A 20054-nucleotide genomic window follows, 5' to 3' on the forward strand; every position below is an offset into this window, starting at 1 on the left:
CATGCGTGCCGATCTGGACATCATCCAAGACTGGATACCCGTGGGCAGCCGGGTGCTGGACCTCGGCTGCGGCAATGGTGACCTGCTGGCCTGGCTTCAGCAGCACAAGCAGGTCAGCGGCTATGGCTTGGAGATCGACCCCGACAACATTGCCGCCTGCATCGACAAAGGCGTGAACGTCATCGAGCAGGACCTGGACAAAGGCCTCGGCAACTTCGCCAGCGACAGCTTCGACATGGTGGTCATGACGCAGGCCCTGCAAGCCGTCCACTACCCGGACGAACTGCTCCGGGAAATGCTGCGCGTCGGGCGCGAGTGCATCATCACCTTTCCCAACTTCGGCCACTGGCGCTGCCGCTGGTACCTGGCCAGCAAGGGACGCATGCCAGTCTCGGAGTTTCTGCCGTACACGTGGTACAACACACCAAACATCCACTTCTGCACGTTCGAGGATTTCGAGCGACTGTGCCACGAGCTTGGCGCACGTGTGCTCGAACGCCTGGCCGTGGATCGCCACCACAAACATGGGCTGGCCAGCCGAATCTGGCCCAACCTGATTGGCGAAATCGGCATCTATCGGGTCACCGGCCTCGGCCGTTGACTCGCGACATCAATGGAGGAGCCATCGTGAAACGCAGCCTGATCTGTCTTCTAGCCCTGATGTTCGCCCTGCCGGCGCTGGCCGAGCGCAAGCACAGCGTTGGCGACTATGACGTGCACTACATCGCCTTCAATTCAAGCTTCCTGCAGCCCGAAATCGCCTCCGCTGCCGGGCTGGTGCGCAGCCGCGCCCAGGGCGTGGTGAACGTTTCGGTGCTCAAGGCCGGCAAGCCGGTCGCCGCACAGGTCAGCGGGACGGTCAAGAACCTGCTCGGCCAGGACTACCCGCTGACGTTCAAGCAGCTGAAGGAGGGCGACGCGGCCATCTATTACCTCGCACAGTTCCCCTTCGAGTCGCGCGAGACACTGCGCTTCAACCTCGATGTGCGGCCTGCCGGCGCCGCGCCGATCAACTTCGATTTCACTCAAGAATTCTTTCCGGACGAATGATGACCTTCGACGAACTGGTGCTGGCCAGCCACAACGCCGGCAAGCTCAAGGAACTCCAAGCCATGCTGGGCGACGCCGTACGCGTGCGCTCGGTAGGCGAGTTCAGCGACGTGGAGCCGGAAGAAACCGGCCTTTCCTTCATCGAGAACGCCATCCTCAAGGCCCGCAACGCCGCCCGTGTGTCCGGCCTACCGGCCCTCGCCGACGATTCCGGCCTGGCGGTGGATCACCTGGGTGGCGCGCCTGGCATCTATTCGGCACGGTACGCCGACGGCCAGGGCGACGCGGCGAACAACGCCAAGCTGCTCGAGGCGCTGCGCGACGTGCCGGATGCCGAGCGTGGCGCCCAGTTCGTCTGTGCGCTGGCCCTGGTTCGGCATGCCGATGATCCGCTGCCGATCGTTTGCGAAGGACTCTGGCACGGCCGCATCCTTCACGCGCCACGCGGCGAACACGGCTTCGGCTACGACCCGCTGTTCTGGGTACCCGAGCAGCATTGCTCCAGCGCCGAACTGGCGCCAGCGGACAAGAACCGGCTCAGTCACCGCGCCCGCGCCATGGCACAGCTCAGGGCGAGGTTGGGGCTCGCATGAGCCGAGCCGGAAGCCTGCAGCCGGAAGCCGCAACTAAAACACCCAGGGATGACCCGAAGCCCTCAGATTCAGGCTTGGAGCTACCGCCCCTGGCGGCCTACGTTCATATCCCCTGGTGCGTGCGCAAGTGCCCCTACTGCGACTTCAACTCGCACGCCGCCGGGCCTGAGCTGCCCGAGGACGCCTACGTGGCGGCACTGATCGACGACCTCGCATGCGAGTCCGAGCACGTACAGGGCCGGCCGCTGTCCTCGATCTTCTTTGGCGGCGGCACGCCGAGCCTGTTTTCCGCCGCCGCGCTGGGTCGGATACTGCAAGCGCTGGAGCGTCGCGTAGGCTTCGTCGATGACATCGAGATCACCCTCGAAGCCAACCCCGGCACCTTCGAACAGGCCAAGTTCCGCGACTATCGCCAGCTGGGCATCAATCGCCTGTCGATCGGTGTCCAAAGTTTCCAGGCAAGCAAGCTCAAGGCGCTGGGGCGCATCCACGACGGCGACGAGGCGATACGCGCCGCCGACATGGCAAGGGCGGCGGGCTTCGACAACTTCAACCTGGACCTCATGCACGGCCTGCCCGGACAGACCCTCGACGAGGCGCTGCAGGACCTGAGGACCGCCATCGCCCAGCAGCCGACACACCTGTCCTGGTACCAACTGACGGTCGAGCCGAATACCGAATTCTGGACCCGCCCGCCGACACTGCCGGAAGACGAAACGCTCTGGGACATCCAGGAAGCCGGTCAGGCACTGCTCGCGTCGCATGGCTATCGCCAGTACGAAACCTCCGCCTACGCCCAGCCGGACCGCCAGGCGCGACACAACCTGAACTACTGGACCTTTGGCGACTTCCTCGGGATCGGGGCCGGCGCACATGGCAAGTGGACGACACCCGCTGGACAGGTTCACCGCAACTGGAAGACGCGCGGACCGCAGGATTACCTCAACCCCGACAAGCCGTTTCGTGCCGGCGAGCGAGCGTTGGAGGCGAGCGAATTGCCCTTCGAGTTTTTGATGAATGTGCTGCGGCTCACCGACGGCGTGCCCGCCACGCTGTTCACTCAGCGCACCGGATTGCCGCTTGCGGTGCTGAACGACGCACGGCACGAAGCCGAAGCCCGCGGCCTGCTGGAATGCGATCCGCAACGCCTGGTCGCCACCCGCAAAGGCCAGCTGTTTCTCAACGACCTGCTGCAGTTTTTCTTGCCCTAAGGACCCCGCATGGATCTCGTACTCGACCTCATCGCTACCCTGTCGCGCTGGAGCCGAAACCATCTGTTCGATATTTCGCTGGCGATCATGGCGACCCTGTTCGTCCTGTTCGGTCCGGCGCTCAACGCCTGGGTGCAGAAGAACATCGGCGGGCTCAACTTCGTCCTGCGTACCCTGGCGTTCGTGGTGTTCTGCGCCCTGGTCTATGGCCTCGGCATCATTTACCTGACCCCCTGGCTCGCCAAGGGCCTGGCGCAGTTCAACAACTACACCCTCGCGCCGGTACTCCTGCTGGTGCTGTTCATCATCGGTGTCGTCGCCGACCGAAACTGACGGTCTCAGGGCTCGCGCAGGAAACGCTCGAGGTTCACCGGCTCACCCGGCATGCCATGCAGCTGCTGCCGGAGATCCTCGAACAGTGGGTCGTACACCGCGTGAAAGCCGAACACCACGTCGGCATGCAAGCGCACGCCACGCCGACGCAGGCAGCGTCGGATGCGCTGCAGGAAATTGAACGCGACATCGCGATGCATCGAGAACTGTTCGTCGATCGGCTGCCGGTCGACCTCTCCATGCAGATGAAAGCAGGCCCACTCCGGTTTTTCGCCCTCGCCTTCGACGTGGTAGTCCAGAACCAGGTGGTAGCCGGGATACCCCTGCGTCGCGGGTCGACTGACCTCCGCATGACCGGGCCTGAACATGCGTCCCCTCCTCTTTTCATAGGCCGCGAGCACCGGCCCGCTCTTTGCGCCTGGTCAGAGCTGACCGGCCTGCATCATCGTTGCACTCGCACTCCCGAATTTTCTTGACGCCGATCATCACGGCCTTGTGCGCGTAGGCATTGAATGGTCGCAGCTGCTCGGATCTTCAAGGAGACGGATCATGGCTACTGCATCGAAGCAATTGAAACTCAGCGCACTGGTGGCCCTGGTCGTCGGCTCGATGATCGGCGGGGGGATCTTCTCCCTGCCGCAGAACATGGCAGCCAGCGCCAGCGCCGGCGCCATCCTGCTCGGTTGGGCCATTACCGCCATCGGCATGCTCAGCCTCGCCTTCGTGTTCCAGACGCTCGCCAACCGCAAGCCGGAACTCGACGCTGGCGTCTATGCCTATGCCAAGGCGGGCTTTGGCGACTATATGGGCTTCTCGTCCGCCTGGGGCTACTGGATCAGTGCCTGGATCGGCAATGTCAGCTACTTCGTGCTGCTGTTCAGCACGCTCGGCTACTTCTTTCCCCTGTTTGGCGAGGGCAACACCTTGCCTGCGGTGGTTGGCGCCTCGCTGGTGCTCTGGGGCGTCCATTTCCTGGTGTTACGCGGCATCCAGCAGGCAGCCTTCATCAACCTGATCAGCACGGTGGCCAAGATAGTGCCGCTGCTGCTGTTCATCGTCATTGCCGCCGTGGCCTTTCGCCTGGATGTGTTCACGGGGGATTTCTGGGGGCGCGGCAATCCTGACCTCGGCTCGGTGATGCAGCAGGTGCGCAACATGATGCTGGTCACCGTCTGGGTGTTCATCGGCATAGAGGGCGCCAGCGTCTATTCGGCTCGCGCCGAGCGGCGAAGTGACGTGGGCAAGGCAACCGTGATCGGTTTCATCAGCGTCCTTGCCTTGCTCGTCCTGGTCAACGTCCTGTCGATGGGCATCATGAGCCAGCCAGAACTGGCCGGTCTCAAGAACCCGTCCATGGCCGGCGTGCTCGAGGAGGTCGTCGGGCGCTGGGGCGCGGTGCTGATCAGCGTCGGGCTGGTGGTGTCGCTGGCAGGCGCCCTGCTCTCCTGGACCCTGTTGTGCGCGGAGATCCTGTTCGCCGGCGCCCGCGACAACACCATGCCCCGCTTCCTGCGCAAGGAAAACGCCAATCACGTCCCAGCCAACGCGCTCTGGCTGTCCAACGGGCTGATCCAGCTCTTCCTGGTCATCACCCTGTTCAGCGCCTCGACCTACCTCAACCTGCTTTATCTGGCCACCTCGATGATCCTGGTGCCCTATTTCTGGTCGGCCGCCTACGCCCTGCTGCTCGGCATGCGCGGCGAAGGGTACGAGCACGCCACCGCCGAGCGGCGCAAGGACCTCGCCATCGCGGCGATCGCTACGCTCTACGCGCTCTGGCTCGTGTATGCCGGCGGGGTGCAGTACCTGTTGCTCTCCGCCCTGCTCTATGCACCGGGCGCCGTGTTCTTTGCCATGGCCAAGCATGAGCGCGGCGAGCCGGTGTTCACCGCGGTGGAGAAACTGATCTTCGCTGCCGTCCTGGTCGGTGCCGCCATCGCCGCCTACGGACTGTACGACGGATTCCTCTCGCTGTGACGACAGGAGCGGATCGTGAAAACCGCTCGACCCACGCCAGAAGCATGGGCGAGTCCCTGAGCACCTACCGGTGCGAAGACTGCAAGGAGTACTGCCATGACCTCGCAACCTCTCAAACCAGGCGTGCATTCCGAAGCGGGAAAGCTGCACAAGGTGATGGTCTGCTCGCCAGGCCTCGCGCATCAGCGGCTCACCCCGACCAACTGCGACGAGTTGCTGTTCGACGACGTGCTGTGGGTCAACCAGGCCAAGCGTGACCATTTCGACTTCATCACCAAGATGCGCGAACGTGGCGTTGAAGTCCTGGAGATGCACAACCTGCTGACCGAAACGGTGAGCAACCCAGAGGCCTTGAAGTGGATACTGGATCGCAAGATCACGGCCAATCAGGTCGGCGTCGGCCTGCGCGACGAGGTTCGCGGCTGGCTCGAGCAACAGCAGCCGCGGGCGCTCGCCGAATACCTGGTCGGTGGCGTATCGGGCGCGGACCTGCCCGGTACGCAAAGCGGTGAGATCGTCAGCATGTTCCGGGACTATCTGGGCCATTCGAGCTTCATCCTGCCGCCGTTACCCAACACCCTGTTCACTCGCGACACGAGTTGCTGGATCTACGGCGGTGTCTCGCTCAATCCGATGCACTGGACAGCCCGACGTCAGGAAACCTTGTTGACGGCGGCCATCTACCGTTTCCACCCCGCGTTCGCCGGGCAGGACTTCAAGGTCTGGTATGGGGATCCCGAGCTGGACCACGGTCTGGCCACGCTCGAAGGCGGTGACGTCATGCCGATCGGCAAGGGCGTGGTGCTCATCGGCATGGGCGAACGGACCTCACGCCAGGCCATCGGCCAGCTAGCGCAATCGCTCTTCCGGCACGGTGCGGCCGAACGGGTGATCGTCGCCGGTCTGCCGCGCTCGCGCTCGGCTATGCACCTGGATACCGTGTTCAGCTTCTGCGACCGGGACCTGGTCACCGTCTACCCCGAGGTGGTCAATGGCATCGTCGCATTCAGCCTGCGGCCCGACGAGCGCAAACCGGGCGGCATCGACCTGCGGCGCGAAAAGGCGAGCTTTCTCGACGTCGTGGCCGAGGCCTTGGGCCTGCCCAGGTTGCGCGTGGTGGAAACGGGCGGGGACAGCTACGAAGTCGAACGTGAGCAATGGGATGACGGCAACAATGTGGTCGCCCTCGAGCCAGGCGTCGTGATCGGTTACGACCGCAACACCTATACCAATACCCAGCTGCGCAAGGCCGGCGTCGAGGTCATCACCATCAGCGCCAGCGAGCTGGGACGAGGGCGCGGCGGCGGGCACTGCATGACCTGCCCGATCGTTCGCGACCCGCTCGATTACTGATTCGCACCCGGCGCTGCTGCGCTACCCATATCCAGAGGGCATCCACCATGGCATTCAATATCCACAACCGCAGTCTGCTGAGCCTCATGCACCACAGCGAGCGTGAGCTGCTTTACCTGCTCGACCTGTCGCGTGACCTGAAACGCGCCAAGTACACAGGCACCGAGCGGCAGCACCTGAAAGGAAGGAACATCGCGCTGATCTTCGAGAAGACCTCGACCCGTACCCGCTGCGCCTTCGAAGTGGCAGCCTACGACCAGGGGGCCAATGTCACCTACATCGACCCGAACTCGTCGCAAATCGGCCGCAAGGAGAGCATGAAGGACACGGCCCGCGTGCTGGGCCGCCTGTATGACGCCATCGAATATCGCGGCTTCAAGCAGGAGGTCGTCGAGGAGCTCGCGCGCTATGCCGGGGTGCCGGTCTATAACGGCCTGACCGACGAATACCACCCCACCCAGATGATTGCCGACGTGCTGACGATGCGCGAGCACAGCGACAAGCCCCTGCACCAGATCAGCTACGCCTACCTAGGGGACGCGCGCAACAACATGGGCAATTCGTTGCTCCTGATCGGCGCCAAGCTGGGTATGGATGTGCGCATCGCTGCGCCTCGCGCGCTCTGGCCGAGCGAGCAGCACGTCAAGGCCTGCGAAGCCTTTGCCAAGGAGAGCGGCGCGCGCTTGCTGCTCACCGAGGACCCGCAAGCCGCGGTGGCGGGCGTCGACTTCGTCCATACCGACGTCTGGGTATCGATGGGCGAGCCGGTCGAGGCCTGGAGCGAACGCATCGCGCTGCTGCTGCCGTATCAGGTCAATCCCGCTCTGATGCAGAAAACTGGCAATCCGCGCACGAAATTCATGCATTGCCTGCCAGCGTTTCACAACAGCGAGACCAAAGTTGGCAAGGAGATCGCGGCCCGATACCCGCATCTATCCAACGGCATCGAGGTGACCGAAGACGTCTTCGAATCGCCCGCCTGCATCGCATTCGAGCAGGCGGAAAATCGCATGCACACGATCAAGGCGATCCTCGTTTCAACGCTGGCCGACATCTGAACCAACGGCCTCACATGGATGCACGCAGGAGAAGCACATGCGTATCGTCGTCGCATTGGGGGGCAATGCCTTGCTTCGCAGAGGCGAGCCGTTGACCGCAGATAACCAGCGCGAGAACGTCCGGCTCGCCTGCTCGCAGATCGCGCGTATCGAGCCCGGCAACGAGCTGGTCATAGCCCACGGCAACGGTCCCCAGGTCGGGCTGCTTGCCCTGCAAGGGGCGGCCTATCAAGTAGTGCCGGCCTATCCACTGGACGTACTCGGCGCCGAAACGGAGGGCATGATCGGTTACATCATCGAGCAGGAGCTGGGCAATCTGCTGCCCTTCGAGGTGCCCTTCGCGACCCTGCTGACGCAGGTCGAGGTGGATCCAGCCGACCCTGCGTTCGGAAACCCGAGCAAGCCGATCGGCCCGGTCTATAGCCAAGAGGAGGCCGAGCGGCTGGCGCGGGAAAAGGGCTGGTGCATTGCCGCCGACGGCGACCGGTTCCGCCGTGTTGTCCCAAGCCCAAGGCCGAAGCGGATTTTCGAGATCCGACCCATCAAATGGCTGTTGGAAAAAGGCAGCGTGGTGATTTGCGCCGGTGGCGGCGGCATCCCCACCGTCTATGACCAGAGCGGGCGCCTGACGGGCATCGAGGCAGTGATCGACAAGGACCTGTGTTCGGCCTTGCTGGCCGAACAGCTCGAGGCGGATCTGCTGATCATTGCAACCGACGTGGACGGGGCGTACCTGGACTGGGGAACAGCACGGCAGCGGCGCATCACCGAAGCCCATCCAGACGAGCTGGAGCGCCTCGGGTTCGCCGCGGGCTCGATGGGGCCGAAGGTCCAGGCGGCCTGCGAGTTTGCCCGCCACACCGGGCGTACCGCCGTGATCGGCTCACTCGCGGACATCGAAGCCATCGTTCAAGGCGAGGCCGGGACACGCATCAGCCTGGCGGCGACGGGCCTGCATTAGCGGGCCAGGGCCGGAAAAGAAAAACCGCCTGAAGCAGGCGGTTTTTCGTGGGGGTCGATCAGTTGCCGCGCCTCAGCGCGGCCGGCGAGAAGTCCCGTGGGCTAAGCCGCACATCGAAGTCGTACATCTGCTCGTTGTTGTCCAGCCCGTCGACGAAATAGTTGCCGTCCTTGAGGTGGTAGAGCGTCTCGACCGTACTGTTGAACATGGGCACGTCGTAATAGCTGATCGGATGGCTTTCCTGCAGGCCGATGAGCTCGCCGTTCTCGTCGAACAGATCCACCGCGAGGATCGACCAGCTGTCTTCGTCGATGTAGAAGCGTCGTTTGTCATACGGATGGCTGAAGCCCTTGCGCAGGGCGGCGTCAACCACCCACACACGGTGCAGCTCGTAGCGCAGCAACTCCGGATTTAGCGTGCGAGGACGGACGATCTCGTCGTAGGGGATGCCCTTCTGATGGACCGCGTAGCTGTTATAGGGGACCAGCATCTCGCGCTTAGCGACCAGCTTCCACTCGTAGCGATCCGGCGCGCCGTTGAACGAATCCACGACATCGGCGGTAGCCAGCCCGCTGGTGTCCGGCTGCAGCGAATCGTAGGCCAGCGAGGGCAAGCGCCGCACGCGACGGTCCGAGGGGCTGTAGCGCCAGGCCTTGCGCACGGCCAGCACCTGGTCGAGCGGATCCTGCACGACCAGCGATGTGCCTGCCAGCTTGGCCGGGGCCGTTACCCGGTACTTGTAGTACAGCGAAGTGTTGTCCAGGTCCGCCTGGCTGATGCCATCACGGTTGTAGACGTAATAGATGTGTCGATCGCGACGAATGTAGGCAGGCTTGCCGTTGATCACCACCGCCTGGTTGTTGACGAAGTGGGTCTGCTCGCCCTTGTAGTGCAGGACGTGGTTCCAGATGACTTCCATACCGTCCTGTGGAATCGGGAACGGAATGCCGGCCGAAGCGCCCCGGATGCCGTTGCCATTCGCGATGAGCTCGGCATTGACGGCGTTCAGACGGGTCGCGTCATAGATGCGTTGCGGATTCGCGGCGCTGCGACGCGTCGGGAAGACCCGCAGGAAAAAGTCGGGATGACGTTCAATCAGCGCACGCAGGCCTTCCGGCAACAGGGCGGCGTATTCGCCGACGTTGCTCTTGTCGACGCGATAGAGCATGGCGTCGCTGGCGAAAGGGTCCGGATGGTGCATCCCGACGCTGTAGCCGGCCGGTGGCTGTACGCCGCCTGTCCAGGCCGGAATGGTCCCGGCGGCATTACCGGCGCGCTCACCGCCCAGAGGGGTCAGGTCCCGGCCCAGTCGTGCGGCCTCGCTTTCATCCACCTTGGCCTGCGCCTGGCTGGCGCAGGCGGCCAGTAGCAGAATTCCAAACTTTCTGAACATCTTTTGCTCCTTTGCAGCTGTATCGGCAGGCTGCAGGTCACCGTCCCGGCCAGAGGCAGGGCGGCTCATCGTTGTGGTCGTGTGTTGGGTGTCGCCATCCTGGCGGGTTAGCTGATCGTCTTGGTCGTCCATGGGCCGCTGGGCACGGCTCTGTCGGGCGCATGATGGCGCCCGCATTTCATCTTGCGCGCTTCAACCGATGCGTTCGAATTTCAGGTCCCAGACGCCGTGGCCCAGGCGCTCGCCTCGGCGCTCGAACTTGGTCACCGGGCGCTCCGGTGGCCGCTCGACGTATTGTCCATCGGTTGCTTGATTGCGATAGCCAGGCGCGACGCTCATGACGTCGAGCATGAACTCGGCATAGGGGCCCCAGTCGGTCGCCATGTGCAGCACACCGCCAATCTTGAGCTTCTGCCGAACCAGCTCGGCAAAGGCCGGCTGAACGATACGCCGCTTGTGGTGGCGACTCTTGTGCCAGGGGTCGGGGAAAAACAGCAGGACCCGATCCAGGCTCGCATCGGGGATGCATTCACGCAGCACTTCAAGTGCGTCGCAACTGTAGACCCGGACATTATTCAGATTTTGTGACAGAAGTCCGCTTAGCAGGGCGCCAACGCCCGGTTTGTGCACCTCGACGCCAATGAAATCCTGCTCCGGCGCCGCCGCGGCCATTTCCAGCGTGGAGTGACCCATGCCAAAGCCGATCTCGAAAGTCCGAGGCGCTTGCCGGCCAAACACCTGGTCAAAGTCGCGCAGGCCGTCGGCCAGTTCCAGGCCAAAGCGCGGCCAGCCCTGGTCGAGGCCGCGTTGCTGGCCTTCGGTCATGCGGCCGGCTCGCATCACGAAGCTTTTGATGGTGCGCATGCGCCGCTGGCCGTCGGCCGGTGAGGGGGTATCGATCATCGAGTGAAACCTGCAAAGGGGCTGAACCGCCCACGCGGCAATGACGCGGGCGGGGTGACGAGACTCAGCGAATCAGGCCTTCCATGGGCGAGGAGGCGCTGGCGTAGAGTTTCTTCGGCATGCGACCAGCCAGATAGGCCAGACGCCCGGCCTCGATCGCATGCTTCATGGCCTGCGCCATCAACACCGGTTGCTGAGCATGCGCGATGGCGCTGTTCATCAGGACGGCTTCGCACCCCAGTTCCATGGCGATGGTGGCATCGGAAGCGGTGCCAACGCCGGCGTCGACCAGCACCGGAACCTTCGCTTCTTCGAGGATGATGCGCAGGTTGTAGGGGTTGCAGATACCCAGGCCCGTGCCGATCAGGCCGGCCAGCGGCATCACCGCGATGCAGCCCATCTCGGCCAGCTGGCGCGCGATGATCGGGTCGTCGCTGGTGTACACCATGACATCGAAACCGTCCTTGACCAGCACCTCGGCGGCTTTGAGGGTTTCGATGACGTTCGGGAACAGCGTCTTCTGGTCGGCGAGCACTTCCAGTTTGACCAGCTTATGGCCATCGAGCAGTTCACGTGCCAGGCGGCAGGTGCGCACCGCATCCTCGGCGTCGTAACAACCGGCGGTGTTCGGCAGGATGGTATAGCGGTCCGGGGAAATGACATCGAGCAGGTTGGGCTCGCCCGGATTCTGGCCGATGTTGGTGCGGCGCACGGCCACTGTGACGATCTCGGCACCCGAGGCCTCGATGGCCGCGCGGGTTTCTTCGAGGTCCTTGTATTTGCCGGTGCCGACCAACAGACGCGATTGATAGGTGCGGCCGGCCAGGGCGAAAGGTTTGTCATGGGGAAGTGGGCTCATGGCGCCCTCCTGTTCAGGCGTGATGCAGCGATGAGGCGCACGGCACGGCGGCGCCGGAAATCAGGCGAAGGGTGGCCGCTCAACCGCCGCCGATGGCGTGGACGACTTCGACCTTGTCGCCTTCGCTCAGCAGGGTGTGCGCATGCTGGCTGCGCGGAACGATATCCCGGTTGAGCTCAACCGCCAGGCGCCGCCCAGCCAGGTCCAGCCGTTGCAGCAGGTCGGCCACCGACTGGCCGTCGGGAAGCTCGTAACGCTCGCCGTTCAACTCGATGAGCATAATGATTGCCACCATTGCAAAGGGGCCAGCATTCTAGCCCGATCCCCCCGCCCCACCAAGGCGCGGCGCGCGGCCATTCGTCCCGGCCATCAGCCGCGGAGATTCCAGGCCGCGAAGACCAGGCACAGCCAACCGGCCAGGAACGCCACGCCACCGAACGGCGTGATGATGCCCAGCTTGCCGACACCGGTCAGCGTGAGCAGGTAGAGGCTACCGGAAAAGAGCAGGATGCCTACGGCGAACAGTCCGCCAGCGGCACTGAGCAGCCGGCCAGGCATGTGCAGGGACAACAGCGCGACGGCCAGCAGCGCCAGTGCGTGGTACACCTGGTACTGCACGCCCGTCTGAAAGACCGCCAGCATCTCGGGTGCCAGGCGGTTTTTCAGGCCGTGAGCCGCAAAGGCGCCAAGGGCGACGCCGGTCAAACCGAATACACCGGCGAGCAGGAGGAAAAGACGAATCATGGGCAGGTTTCCAGTCTGGCGCGTCGAGGCCGCTATAATGCCGGCTCTTCCCGGCCGCGACCACGACTCATGTTTCAAGCACTGATGCGCCGCCTGACCAAACTGCTGTTGTGGCTGATCGCCCTGTCGGTGCTGCTGGTGCTGGTGTTCCGCTGGGTGCCGCCGCCGTTCACGGCGCTCATGGTCGAGCGCAAGATCGAGTCCTGGGTGCAGGACGACAGCATCGACCTGCAACGCACCTGGCGACCCTGGAAGGAGCTGCCGGACCATCTCAAGATGGCGGTCATCGCTGCTGAAGATCAGAAATTCGCCTCGCACTGGGGTTTCGACCTTGAAGCCATTCGTGCCGCGTTCGCGCACAACGAGCGCGGCGGCTCGCTGCGCGGCGCCAGCACGCTCAGCCAGCAGGTGGCCAAGAACCTCTTCCTCTGGTCCGGCCGCAGCTGGGTACGCAAAGGGCTGGAGGTCTGGTTCACCGGCCTGATCGAGTTGCTCTGGCCGAAACAACGCATTCTGGAGGTCTACCTCAATAGTGTCGAATGGGGCAGCGGCGTCTTTGGCGCGGAGGCTGCGGCCCGCCACCATTTCGGCGTGGGCGCTCCCTATCTCTCCGTCCAGCAGGCCAGCCAGCTGGCCGCCGTATTGCCAAACCCGCGAGCGTGGAGCGCTGGCCGCCCCGGCCCACATGTGCGCAACCGCGCCGCCTGGATCAGACGCCAGATCAGCCAGCTCGGTGGCAGCCATTACCTGAACGACATGAGGCCCGGCCTGTTCTAAACGAGGAGGCACCTGCCCGAGGAGGGCCTGACGGGCCAGTGTGGCAGTTAGCCATCTCAACGAGTAAGCTCGACCGACCGATTGCGATTTGCGTGGCGACTGTTCCTGAATCGTCGACTCAATGAAAAGACGCACCCGCAGCGCCACGCATTCGCTACCCATGCACGGCAGCAACCTATGAGCGATACCGCGACACACACCCGTACAAGAGGCAGCAAGGTGCGCCAGTTCTTCCAGTGGCGTAACAGCATCGCCTGGCTGGTACTGGTCGTGACGCTGCTGGTGCAGCTGGCGATCTTCAACCATCTGCAAATCGACGAGGAGCGCGCGGCCGAGCGCCAGTTCGGGCTCTTGGTGGAGAAGACCAGCGAAGCAATCAGCAAGCGCCTCGTCGATCATGAACAGATACTGCTCGGCGCGGCCGGCTTGTTCGACGCCACCGGTGAAGTGAGCCGCACACAATGGCGCATCTACCACAAGCGGCTCAACCTGGCCGAGCGCTATCCGGGCATCCAGGGCGTCGGGTTTGCCGAGGCGGTAAGGCCTGAAGACATCGCCGCGCATGAGCAACGCGTCCGTGCCGAGGGGTATCCTGATTACCGGGTCCACCCGGTCCAGGACGGCAGCGTCCTCCTCACGCCCGTGCTCTATATCGAGCCATTCGGTGCACGCAACCTGGCGGCTTTCGGCTACGACATGTTTTCCGAACCGGTGCGTCGCCAAGCCATGCGCAAGGCCGCCGAGACAGGGCAACCCCGCCTGACCGGCAAGGTCACGCTGCGCCAGGAAACCCACGGAAAGGTCCAGGCCGGCGTGCTGATGTACATCCCGATCTACCGGGCAGGCTTGGAAACCGATACCCCCGAGGCTCGACTGCAAGCGTTGCGTGGCTTCGTCTACAGCCCGTACCGGATGGATGACCTGATGCACGGCATCCTTGGCGCGGCCGATGCCAACCTGAGCCTGCAAATCTATGCCGGCGACGCGGAAATACCCGAGCAGCGGTTGTTTGCCAGCGCCGAGCGCTCACACGCCCAGCCGGCCGAATACCGACAGCTGGTGCAACTCGAACTGTATGGCCAGACCTGGACGCTGCAGTTCGAAAGTCTGCCGGAATTCGAAGCCTACTATCATTCCAACGACACCCTGGTACTGGTCGGCTGCCTCGGTCTGAGCCTGCTGTTGTTCTTCCTGACCTCCTCGCTGGCGCTCGGCCGCAGCCGGGCCGAGGCCATGGCGCAGGAAATGACCGAGCACATCCGCGAGAACAAGCGCGCCCTGCAGCTGAGCGAGGAACGCCTCAGCCTCGCCTTGAAAGGCAGCAATGATGGCGTCTGGGATCTGCATCTCGCCGCCGGCAGCTTCTACGCCTCCCCACGCGCCTGGCACATGTTGGGCTATCGCCCGGGCGAGCTGCAGGCGGACCTCAAGCTCTGGGAACGCCTGATGATGCCGGAGGATCTCCCCCGGGCCCGGGCGCAGCTGGCCCAGACCATGCTCTCGAACGTCGATCACTTCACCACCGAACTGCGTTTCCGGCACAAGGACGGGCATGTCCTGCCGGTGTTGGTGCGCGGCTACATTCAGCGCGACCAGGACGGCCGAGCGCTGCGCATCAGCGGGACCAGCATGGACCTGACCGAGCACAAGCGCATCGAGCAGATGAAGGATGAATTCGTCTCCACCGTCAGCCACGAGCTGCGCACGCCACTGACTTCGATCAGTGGCGCACTGGGCCTGATCACTGGCGGAGCCATGGGCGAGGTCCCGACAGCGATGCAGCAGATGCTAGACATCGCGCACCGCAACAGCCTGCGTCTGGGCCATCTGATCAACGATCTGCTGGACATGGAAAAGATCGCCGCCGGCAAGATGACATTCGACCTGCGCGAACATTCGCTGCGCCGCCTGCTGGACGAGGCACTGGCCAGCAACCAGGCCTTTGCCACGCACCTGGGCGTCAATTGCGTCCTCAAGAATCCGGCAGACGTGCGTGTGTGGGTCGATGGGCTGCGTCTGCAGCAGGTGCTCAGCAACTTCCTGTCCAACGCCATCAAGTACACGCCGGAAGGCGGCCAGGTGACCTTGCACTGCAGTCGAACCGACACCGGGCACGTCCGCATCAACGTCACTGACCAGGGCCCGGGCATCCCCAAGGGGTTTCAGAGCCGAATCTTCGAAAAATTCGCCCAGGCCGACGCGTCGGACAGCAGGCAAAAGGGTGGAACCGGGCTTGGTCTGGCTATTACCAAGGAATTCATCGAGCGCATGGGCGGGCGTGTCGGCTTCGACACCACCGAGGGTGCCGGCACCACCTTCTGGTGCGAGCTGCCGGTCGTCGAATCCAGCGCACCCAGTGCGGATCAGGGCCAGTTGCGCCTCCTGGTCGTGGAAGACGAGCCGGATACCGGGCGCCTGCTGCACCTGATGCTTCGCGACGCCGGCTACTCGGTCGACCGCGCGCAAAGCCTGCATGCGGCACGCAGCAAGCTGGCCGAGACCCGCTACGAGGCCATGACGCTGGACTTGCATCTGCCCGACGGCAGCGGCAGTGATCTCATCGAGGAAGTACGTGCCGATCCCAAGACCCGAGACCTGCCGATCATCGTGGTATCCGCTGCGACCCATTTCGACCAGAAAACCGAGTACGCCGGGGTGACCTGGCTGCACAAGCCGATCAGTGCGGCGCAGTTGCTGATCGCCCTGAGCGAAAGCCTGGAGCAGACCCGCCCTCACGGCTGAGCGGAGCAACAAAAAAGGCGCTGCAGAATGAATCTGCAGCGCCTCCATGTGTTTCTGCCGATCAGGCCTGGATCGAGCCTTTCAGCTTGTTCATCGCATTCTTCTCAAGCTGCCGGATTCGTTCGGCGGAGACGCCGTACTTGGCCGCCAGATCATGCAGGGTCGCCTTGTTGTCACTCAACCAACGCTGCTGGAGGATGTCGCGGCTACGCTCGTCCAGCGAGTCCAACGCCTCATGCAGATTGGAGTTGGAGTTGTCGCTCCAGTCCGCGTCCTCGAGCTGACGCGCCGGATCGTAGCGGTGGTCTTCCAGATAATGCGCGGGCGACTGATAGGCACTGTCGTCGTCCGCATCGGCTGATGGGTCGAACGCCATGTCATGGCCTGTCAGGCGGCTTTCCATCTCGCGCACCTCGCGCGCCTCGACACCCAGGCTATCGGCCACCCGCTCGACCTCGTCGTTGCTCAACCAGGCCAGGCGCTTCTTCTGGCTGCGCAGGTTGAAGAACAGCTTGCGCTGCGCCTTGGTCGTGGCGACCTTGACGATGCGCCAGTTGCGCAGGATGAACTCGTGAATCTCCGCCTTGATCCAGTGGACCGCGAAAGACACCAGGCGCACGCCCATTTCAGGATTGAAGCGCTTGACCGCCTTCATCAGGCCGACATTGCCTTCCTGGATCAGGTCGGCTTGCGCCAGGCCGTAGCCCGAATAACTGCGGGCGATGTGAACCACGAACCGCAGGTGAGCAAGCACCATCTGGCGAGCGGCCTCGAGATCCTGCTTGTAGTACAGGCGCTCTGCCAGGTCGCGTTCCTGCTCGACCGAAAGCAGCGGGATGCTGTTTACCGTCTGCACGTAGGCTTCGAGATTGGCTCCCGGAACCAGTGCTTGAACAGGTTGCAGATTAGTCGTCATGCAGTTCCTCCAATAGTGAAGCTGCAGCAGTTTAGCATTGCCGGATCAGACTTCAAGCCTGTGGAAAAGTTCCGACACAGGCTCGATTATTCCTTAAAAAACAGCAAGTTATCACCTTGGCGCGAGTTCGCTCAGATGCCGTGCGACAGCTAGCCACGCGCCGATGTAGCCCAACAGCAACGCACCCAGCACGAGCGAGAAGCCGTCCTCGACCGGCACGCCGGCCAGGCCGAAATCGCTGCCGTACAGCCCGGCCAGACCGGTCACCGCCTCGTTCAGCCAGCCCAGCCCGTAGGCAAGCAGCGCCCAGGCGATGAGCCCGGCACCCAGCCCGTAGAGCGCTCCCATATAGAGGAAGGGACGCCGTACGTAGCCGTCGGTTCCGCCGACCAGCTTGACCACCTCGATCTCGGTGCGACGGTTCTCGATGTGCAACCGGATGGTGTTGCCGATCACCAGGAGCAGCGTCGCGATGAGCAGCAGGCTGAGACCGAACACGAAGCGATCGCCCAGTTTGAGAATGGCCCCGAGCCGCTCGACCCAGAGCAGGTCGAGTTGCGCCTGGGCGACACCCGGTAGCTCGGCGAGCTGCTGGCGCAGGGCCTCGAGATTGTCCCGGTCGACTTCGCGGGGCGTGACCAGGATGACCCCAGGCAACGGGTTCTCGGGCAATTCCCGCAAGGCTTCGCCCAGGCCGGATAGCTGCTGGAATTCTTCGAGCGCCTGTTCGCGACTGATCCACTCGGCGTCGGTCACGTCCGGTATCTCGAGTATCCGTTCGCGCAGGGCTTCTCCTTCGCTCGCCTCCACGCTCAGCTCCATGAACAGCGAAATCTGCGCTGCCCGTTGCCAGGAACCGCCCAGCCGCTCGACATTATCCAGCAGCAGCGCCAGCCCCATGGGCAGGCTCAGGGCGACAGCCATCACCAGGCAGGTAAAGAAGCTCCCGATCGGCTGTTTGACCAGGCGCCCGACGCTGTCGACGAAACTGGCCCGATGGCTTTCCAGCCAGGCGTGGAACAGGGCCTTGAAATCCGGTTCGTCGTTGACCGGCTGCTCGGGCTTGTTGGGCAGACCGCCAACGCGTTCGGCCGGTGTCGAGCCTTGTTTGTGCGTACTCATCGGGCCGCCTCCCCGTCGCCGATCAGGCGACCACGCTGCAGGGTCAGCATGCGATGGCGCATGCGCGCGATCAACGCCAGATCATGGCTGGCGATGAGCACGGTGGTGCCGAGGCGGTTGATGTCTTCGAACACGCCCATGATTTCCGCGGCCAGGCGCGGGTCGAGATTGCCGGTGGGCTCATCGGCCAGCAGCAACGCCGGGCGGTGCACCACTGCGCGAGCGATGCCGACCCGCTGCTGCTGCCCCGTCGAGAGGTCAGACGGGTACTGCAGTGCCTTGTCCTTGAGACTGACGCGATCGAGTGCCGTCATCACCCGCTGGCCGATCTCTCGCTTGCTCAAGCCGAGGATCTGCAGCGGCAGTGCGGCGTTGTCGAACACGGTGCGGTCGAACAGCAGTTGGTGGTTCTGGAACACCACACCGATCTGCCGGCGCAGAAAAGGAATCTGCGCATTGCTGATGCGGGAGAGGTCCTGTCCGGCCAGCAGCAATTTGCCGCTGGTCGGGCGCTCCATGGCCAGCAGCAAGCGCAGAAGGGTGCTCTTGCCAGCACCGGAGTGACCGGTCACGAACAGGAATTCGCCGCGCTGCACGTGAAAGGACAGCTCGTGCAAACCGATGTGACCGTTGGGATAACGTTTGCCGACCTGTTCGAAGCGAATCATGACGAGGCGGCACCTGCACCGGCGCCCTTCTCGGCAAACAGCGCCTCGACGAAGGCGTCCGCTTCGAAGGTCCGCAGATCATCGATGCCCTCGCCTACGCCGATGTAGCGAATCGGGGTACCGAACTGCTTGGCGAGCGCGAAGATCACGCCGCCCTTGGCGGTGCCGTCGAGTTTGGTCAGCACCAGGCCGCTGAGCTCCACGGCCTGGTTGAATAGCTTGGTCTGGTTGATCGCGTTCTGCCCTGTCCCGGCATCGAGTACCAGCAACACTTCGTGCGGCGCGGTTTCATCCAGCTTGCCCATCACCCGACGGACCTTCTTCAATTCTTCCATTAGGTTGTCCTTGGTGTGCAGACGGCCGGCGGTGTCGGCGATCAGCACGTCGATGCCTCGAGCCTTGGCGGCCTGCACCGCATCGAAAATCACCGACGCCGAATCGGCTCCGGTGTGTTGCGCCACCACCGGGATGCTGTTGCGCTCACCCCAGACCTGCAATTGCTCCACCGCCGCAGCGCGGAAGGTATCGCCCGCGGCGAGCATGACCTTCTTGCCCTCGAGCTGGAGTTTTTTGGCGAGCTTGCCGATGGTGGTGGTCTTGCCGACCCCGTTGACACCCACCACGAGAATCACGAAGGGCGTACGGCTGCCGTCGATCTGCAGGGGTTGCTCGACCGGCCGCAGCAGCCCGGCAAGTTCCTCCTGCAGCGCCTTGTAGAGGGCGCCGCTGTCGGCCAGCTCCTTGCGCGAGACGCGGCGGGTAAGGTTCTGCATGATCGCGGTGGTTGCCTCGACGCCGACATCGGCGGTCAAGAGCCGCGTCTCGAGCTCGTCGAGCAGGTCGTCATCGATGGCCTTCTTGCCCAGGAACAGGCTGGCCATGCCTTCGCCGATGCTGGCGCTGGTCTTCGACAAACCCTGTTTGAGCCGCGCGAAGAAGCCCAGCCGGGTTGGCGCTTCGGGTGTCGAAGCCGGCGGCGGCTCGACGGCGACCTCCGCCAGGGCGGGCTCTTCCGGCATCGTCTCGGGCTGGATGATTTCATGCGCCGGCTCGGATTCGGCCTGCAGCGACGGGACGGGCTGCTCCTCGCGCGGCGCTTCGCCGGGCGTTACGGCTTCGTCGCGGACGGCTTCGTCGGGCTCGTCGGCGAACGGCTGGCTCTCTTCCAGCGGTTCGGCAGCCGGTGGTGGCTCGGCGGGCGCCTGGGGCTTCTTGCGCAACCAGCCGAACAGGCCTTTCTTCTCGCCAGCTTCGGCCGGCGCCTTCTTATCGTCGTTGGAACCAAACATGGAGAAGATTTTCTCAAGAGGGCAAACGCCGGCGGCCACGCCACCGGCCAGACGGGGGCTATCCTAGCACTGCATCATCCCCCACGCTAAGCGTGGCCCTACGCC

The 20054-nt window shown here is 63.7% G+C and carries 21 protein-coding genes; 11 read left to right on the forward strand and 10 right to left on the reverse strand.

The genetic code is table 11. The features are described from left to right. Window position 1: 1 nt before the first annotated feature. The 5 genes from metW (at window position 2) to MST27_RS01415 (ending at window position 3187) form a co-directional block, all read left to right on the forward strand. Window positions 2-601, forward strand: a complete 600-nt coding sequence (gene metW / locus MST27_RS01395; RefSeq protein ID WP_243604216.1) for a methionine biosynthesis protein MetW — start codon at window positions 2-4, stop codon at window positions 599-601. A gap of 26 nt (window positions 602-627) precedes the next feature. Further along, the gene (locus MST27_RS01400) at window positions 628-1050 is read left to right on the forward strand and encodes a DUF4426 domain-containing protein (protein WP_243604217.1); all 423 of its coding nucleotides are present in this window, start codon (window positions 628-630) and stop codon (window positions 1048-1050) included. Further along, a complete protein-coding gene (rdgB, locus tag MST27_RS01405; protein ID WP_243604218.1) occupies window positions 1047-1643 on the forward strand; it encodes an RdgB/HAM1 family non-canonical purine NTP pyrophosphatase in 597 nt (198 codons plus the stop codon). The genes MST27_RS01400 and rdgB overlap by 4 nt, the downstream gene beginning before the upstream one ends. A 74-nt stretch (window positions 1644-1717) precedes the next feature. Continuing rightward, window positions 1718-2854: a radical SAM family heme chaperone HemW gene (hemW, locus tag MST27_RS01410; protein WP_243604219.1), complete on the forward strand. Its 1137-nt coding sequence runs from the start codon at window positions 1718-1720 to the stop codon at window positions 2852-2854. Between the two features lie 9 nt (window positions 2855-2863). Then, complete coding sequence (locus MST27_RS01415) at window positions 2864-3187, forward strand: DUF3392 domain-containing protein (RefSeq protein ID WP_243604220.1); 324 nt, start codon at window positions 2864-2866, stop codon at window positions 3185-3187. Between the two features lie 5 nt (window positions 3188-3192). Here the strand turns inward: MST27_RS01415 and MST27_RS01420 are convergent, their stop codons facing one another. After that, window positions 3193-3555, reverse strand: coding sequence for a DUF5064 family protein (locus tag MST27_RS01420; RefSeq protein ID WP_243604221.1), 363 nt, complete (start codon window positions 3553-3555; stop codon window positions 3193-3195). Window positions 3556-3736: 181 nt separating this feature from the next. Here MST27_RS01420 and arcD point away from each other — a divergent pair, with 181 nt between their 5' ends. The 4 genes from arcD to arcC all read left to right on the forward strand — a co-directional run bounded on the left by arcD (window position 3737) and on the right by arcC (window position 8536). Then, window positions 3737-5164, forward strand: a complete 1428-nt coding sequence (gene arcD / locus MST27_RS01425; protein ID WP_243604222.1) for an arginine-ornithine antiporter — start codon at window positions 3737-3739, stop codon at window positions 5162-5164. A 96-nt stretch (window positions 5165-5260) separates the two neighbouring features. Further along, window positions 5261-6517, forward strand: coding sequence for an arginine deiminase (gene arcA / locus MST27_RS01430; RefSeq protein ID WP_243604223.1), 1257 nt, complete (start codon window positions 5261-5263; stop codon window positions 6515-6517). A gap of 47 nt (window positions 6518-6564) precedes the next feature. After that, a complete protein-coding gene (locus MST27_RS01435; RefSeq protein ID WP_243604224.1) occupies window positions 6565-7575 on the forward strand; it encodes an ornithine carbamoyltransferase in 1011 nt (336 codons plus the stop codon). Window positions 7576-7612: 37 nt separating this feature from the next. Continuing rightward, window positions 7613-8536, forward strand: coding sequence for a carbamate kinase (gene arcC / locus MST27_RS01440; RefSeq protein ID WP_243604225.1), 924 nt, complete (start codon window positions 7613-7615; stop codon window positions 8534-8536). Between the two features lie 58 nt (window positions 8537-8594). Here arcC and MST27_RS01445 read toward each other — a convergent pair whose 3' ends face one another. From MST27_RS01445 to MST27_RS01465, 5 genes are all read right to left on the reverse strand, one after another. Further along, window positions 8595-9929 (reverse strand): DUF1329 domain-containing protein, encoded by a 1335-nt coding sequence (locus MST27_RS01445; protein ID WP_243604226.1) that lies wholly within the window; start codon window positions 9927-9929, stop codon window positions 8595-8597. A gap of 192 nt (window positions 9930-10121) precedes the next feature. After that, on the reverse strand, window positions 10122-10832 hold the full coding sequence (gene trmB / locus MST27_RS01450; protein WP_423705859.1) for a tRNA (guanosine(46)-N7)-methyltransferase TrmB: 711 nt from the start codon (window positions 10830-10832) through the stop codon (window positions 10122-10124). Window positions 10833-10896: 64 nt separating this feature from the next. Beyond that, entirely contained in the window at window positions 10897-11691 is a 795-nt protein-coding gene (locus MST27_RS01455; RefSeq protein WP_243604227.1) for a thiazole synthase, read from the reverse strand. Window positions 11692-11770: 79 nt separating this feature from the next. After that, on the reverse strand, window positions 11771-11971 hold the full coding sequence (gene thiS, locus MST27_RS01460) for a sulfur carrier protein ThiS (RefSeq protein ID WP_243604228.1): 201 nt from the start codon (window positions 11969-11971) through the stop codon (window positions 11771-11773). Window positions 11972-12060: 89 nt separating this feature from the next. Beyond that, on the reverse strand, window positions 12061-12435 hold the full coding sequence (locus MST27_RS01465) for a DUF423 domain-containing protein (protein WP_243604229.1): 375 nt from the start codon (window positions 12433-12435) through the stop codon (window positions 12061-12063). A 69-nt stretch (window positions 12436-12504) separates the two neighbouring features. Between MST27_RS01465 and mtgA the strand changes: the two genes are divergently transcribed. Together mtgA and MST27_RS01475 are read left to right on the forward strand one after the other, a co-directional pair. Then, a complete protein-coding gene (gene mtgA / locus MST27_RS01470) occupies window positions 12505-13212 on the forward strand; it encodes a monofunctional biosynthetic peptidoglycan transglycosylase (protein ID WP_243604230.1) in 708 nt (235 codons plus the stop codon). Window positions 13213-13389: 177 nt separating this feature from the next. Continuing rightward, entirely contained in the window at window positions 13390-15954 is a 2565-nt protein-coding gene (locus tag MST27_RS01475; RefSeq protein ID WP_243604231.1) for a hybrid sensor histidine kinase/response regulator, read from the forward strand. Between the two features lie 61 nt (window positions 15955-16015). Here MST27_RS01475 and rpoH read toward each other — a convergent pair whose 3' ends face one another. The 4 genes from rpoH to ftsY all read right to left on the reverse strand — a co-directional run bounded on the left by rpoH (window position 16016) and on the right by ftsY (window position 19949). Then, window positions 16016-16870: an RNA polymerase sigma factor RpoH gene (gene rpoH, locus MST27_RS01480; protein ID WP_243604232.1), complete on the reverse strand. Its 855-nt coding sequence runs from the start codon at window positions 16868-16870 to the stop codon at window positions 16016-16018. 111 nt (window positions 16871-16981) lie between these two features. Next, the gene (ftsX, locus tag MST27_RS01485) at window positions 16982-17992 is read right to left on the reverse strand and encodes a permease-like cell division protein FtsX (RefSeq protein WP_243604233.1); all 1011 of its coding nucleotides are present in this window, start codon (window positions 17990-17992) and stop codon (window positions 16982-16984) included. Beyond that, the gene (gene ftsE / locus MST27_RS01490) at window positions 17989-18660 is read right to left on the reverse strand and encodes a cell division ATP-binding protein FtsE (RefSeq protein ID WP_243604234.1); all 672 of its coding nucleotides are present in this window, start codon (window positions 18658-18660) and stop codon (window positions 17989-17991) included. Before ftsE ends, ftsX begins: the two co-directional genes overlap by 4 nt. Next, window positions 18657-19949, reverse strand: a complete 1293-nt coding sequence (ftsY, locus tag MST27_RS01495; RefSeq protein WP_243604235.1) for a signal recognition particle-docking protein FtsY — start codon at window positions 19947-19949, stop codon at window positions 18657-18659. The genes ftsE and ftsY overlap by 4 nt, the downstream gene beginning before the upstream one ends. Window positions 19950-20054 lie beyond the last annotated feature (105 nt).

The organism is Stutzerimonas marianensis, assembly GCF_022810315.1.
GTDB classification, from domain to species: domain Bacteria; phylum Pseudomonadota; class Gammaproteobacteria; order Pseudomonadales; family Pseudomonadaceae; genus Stutzerimonas; species Stutzerimonas marianensis.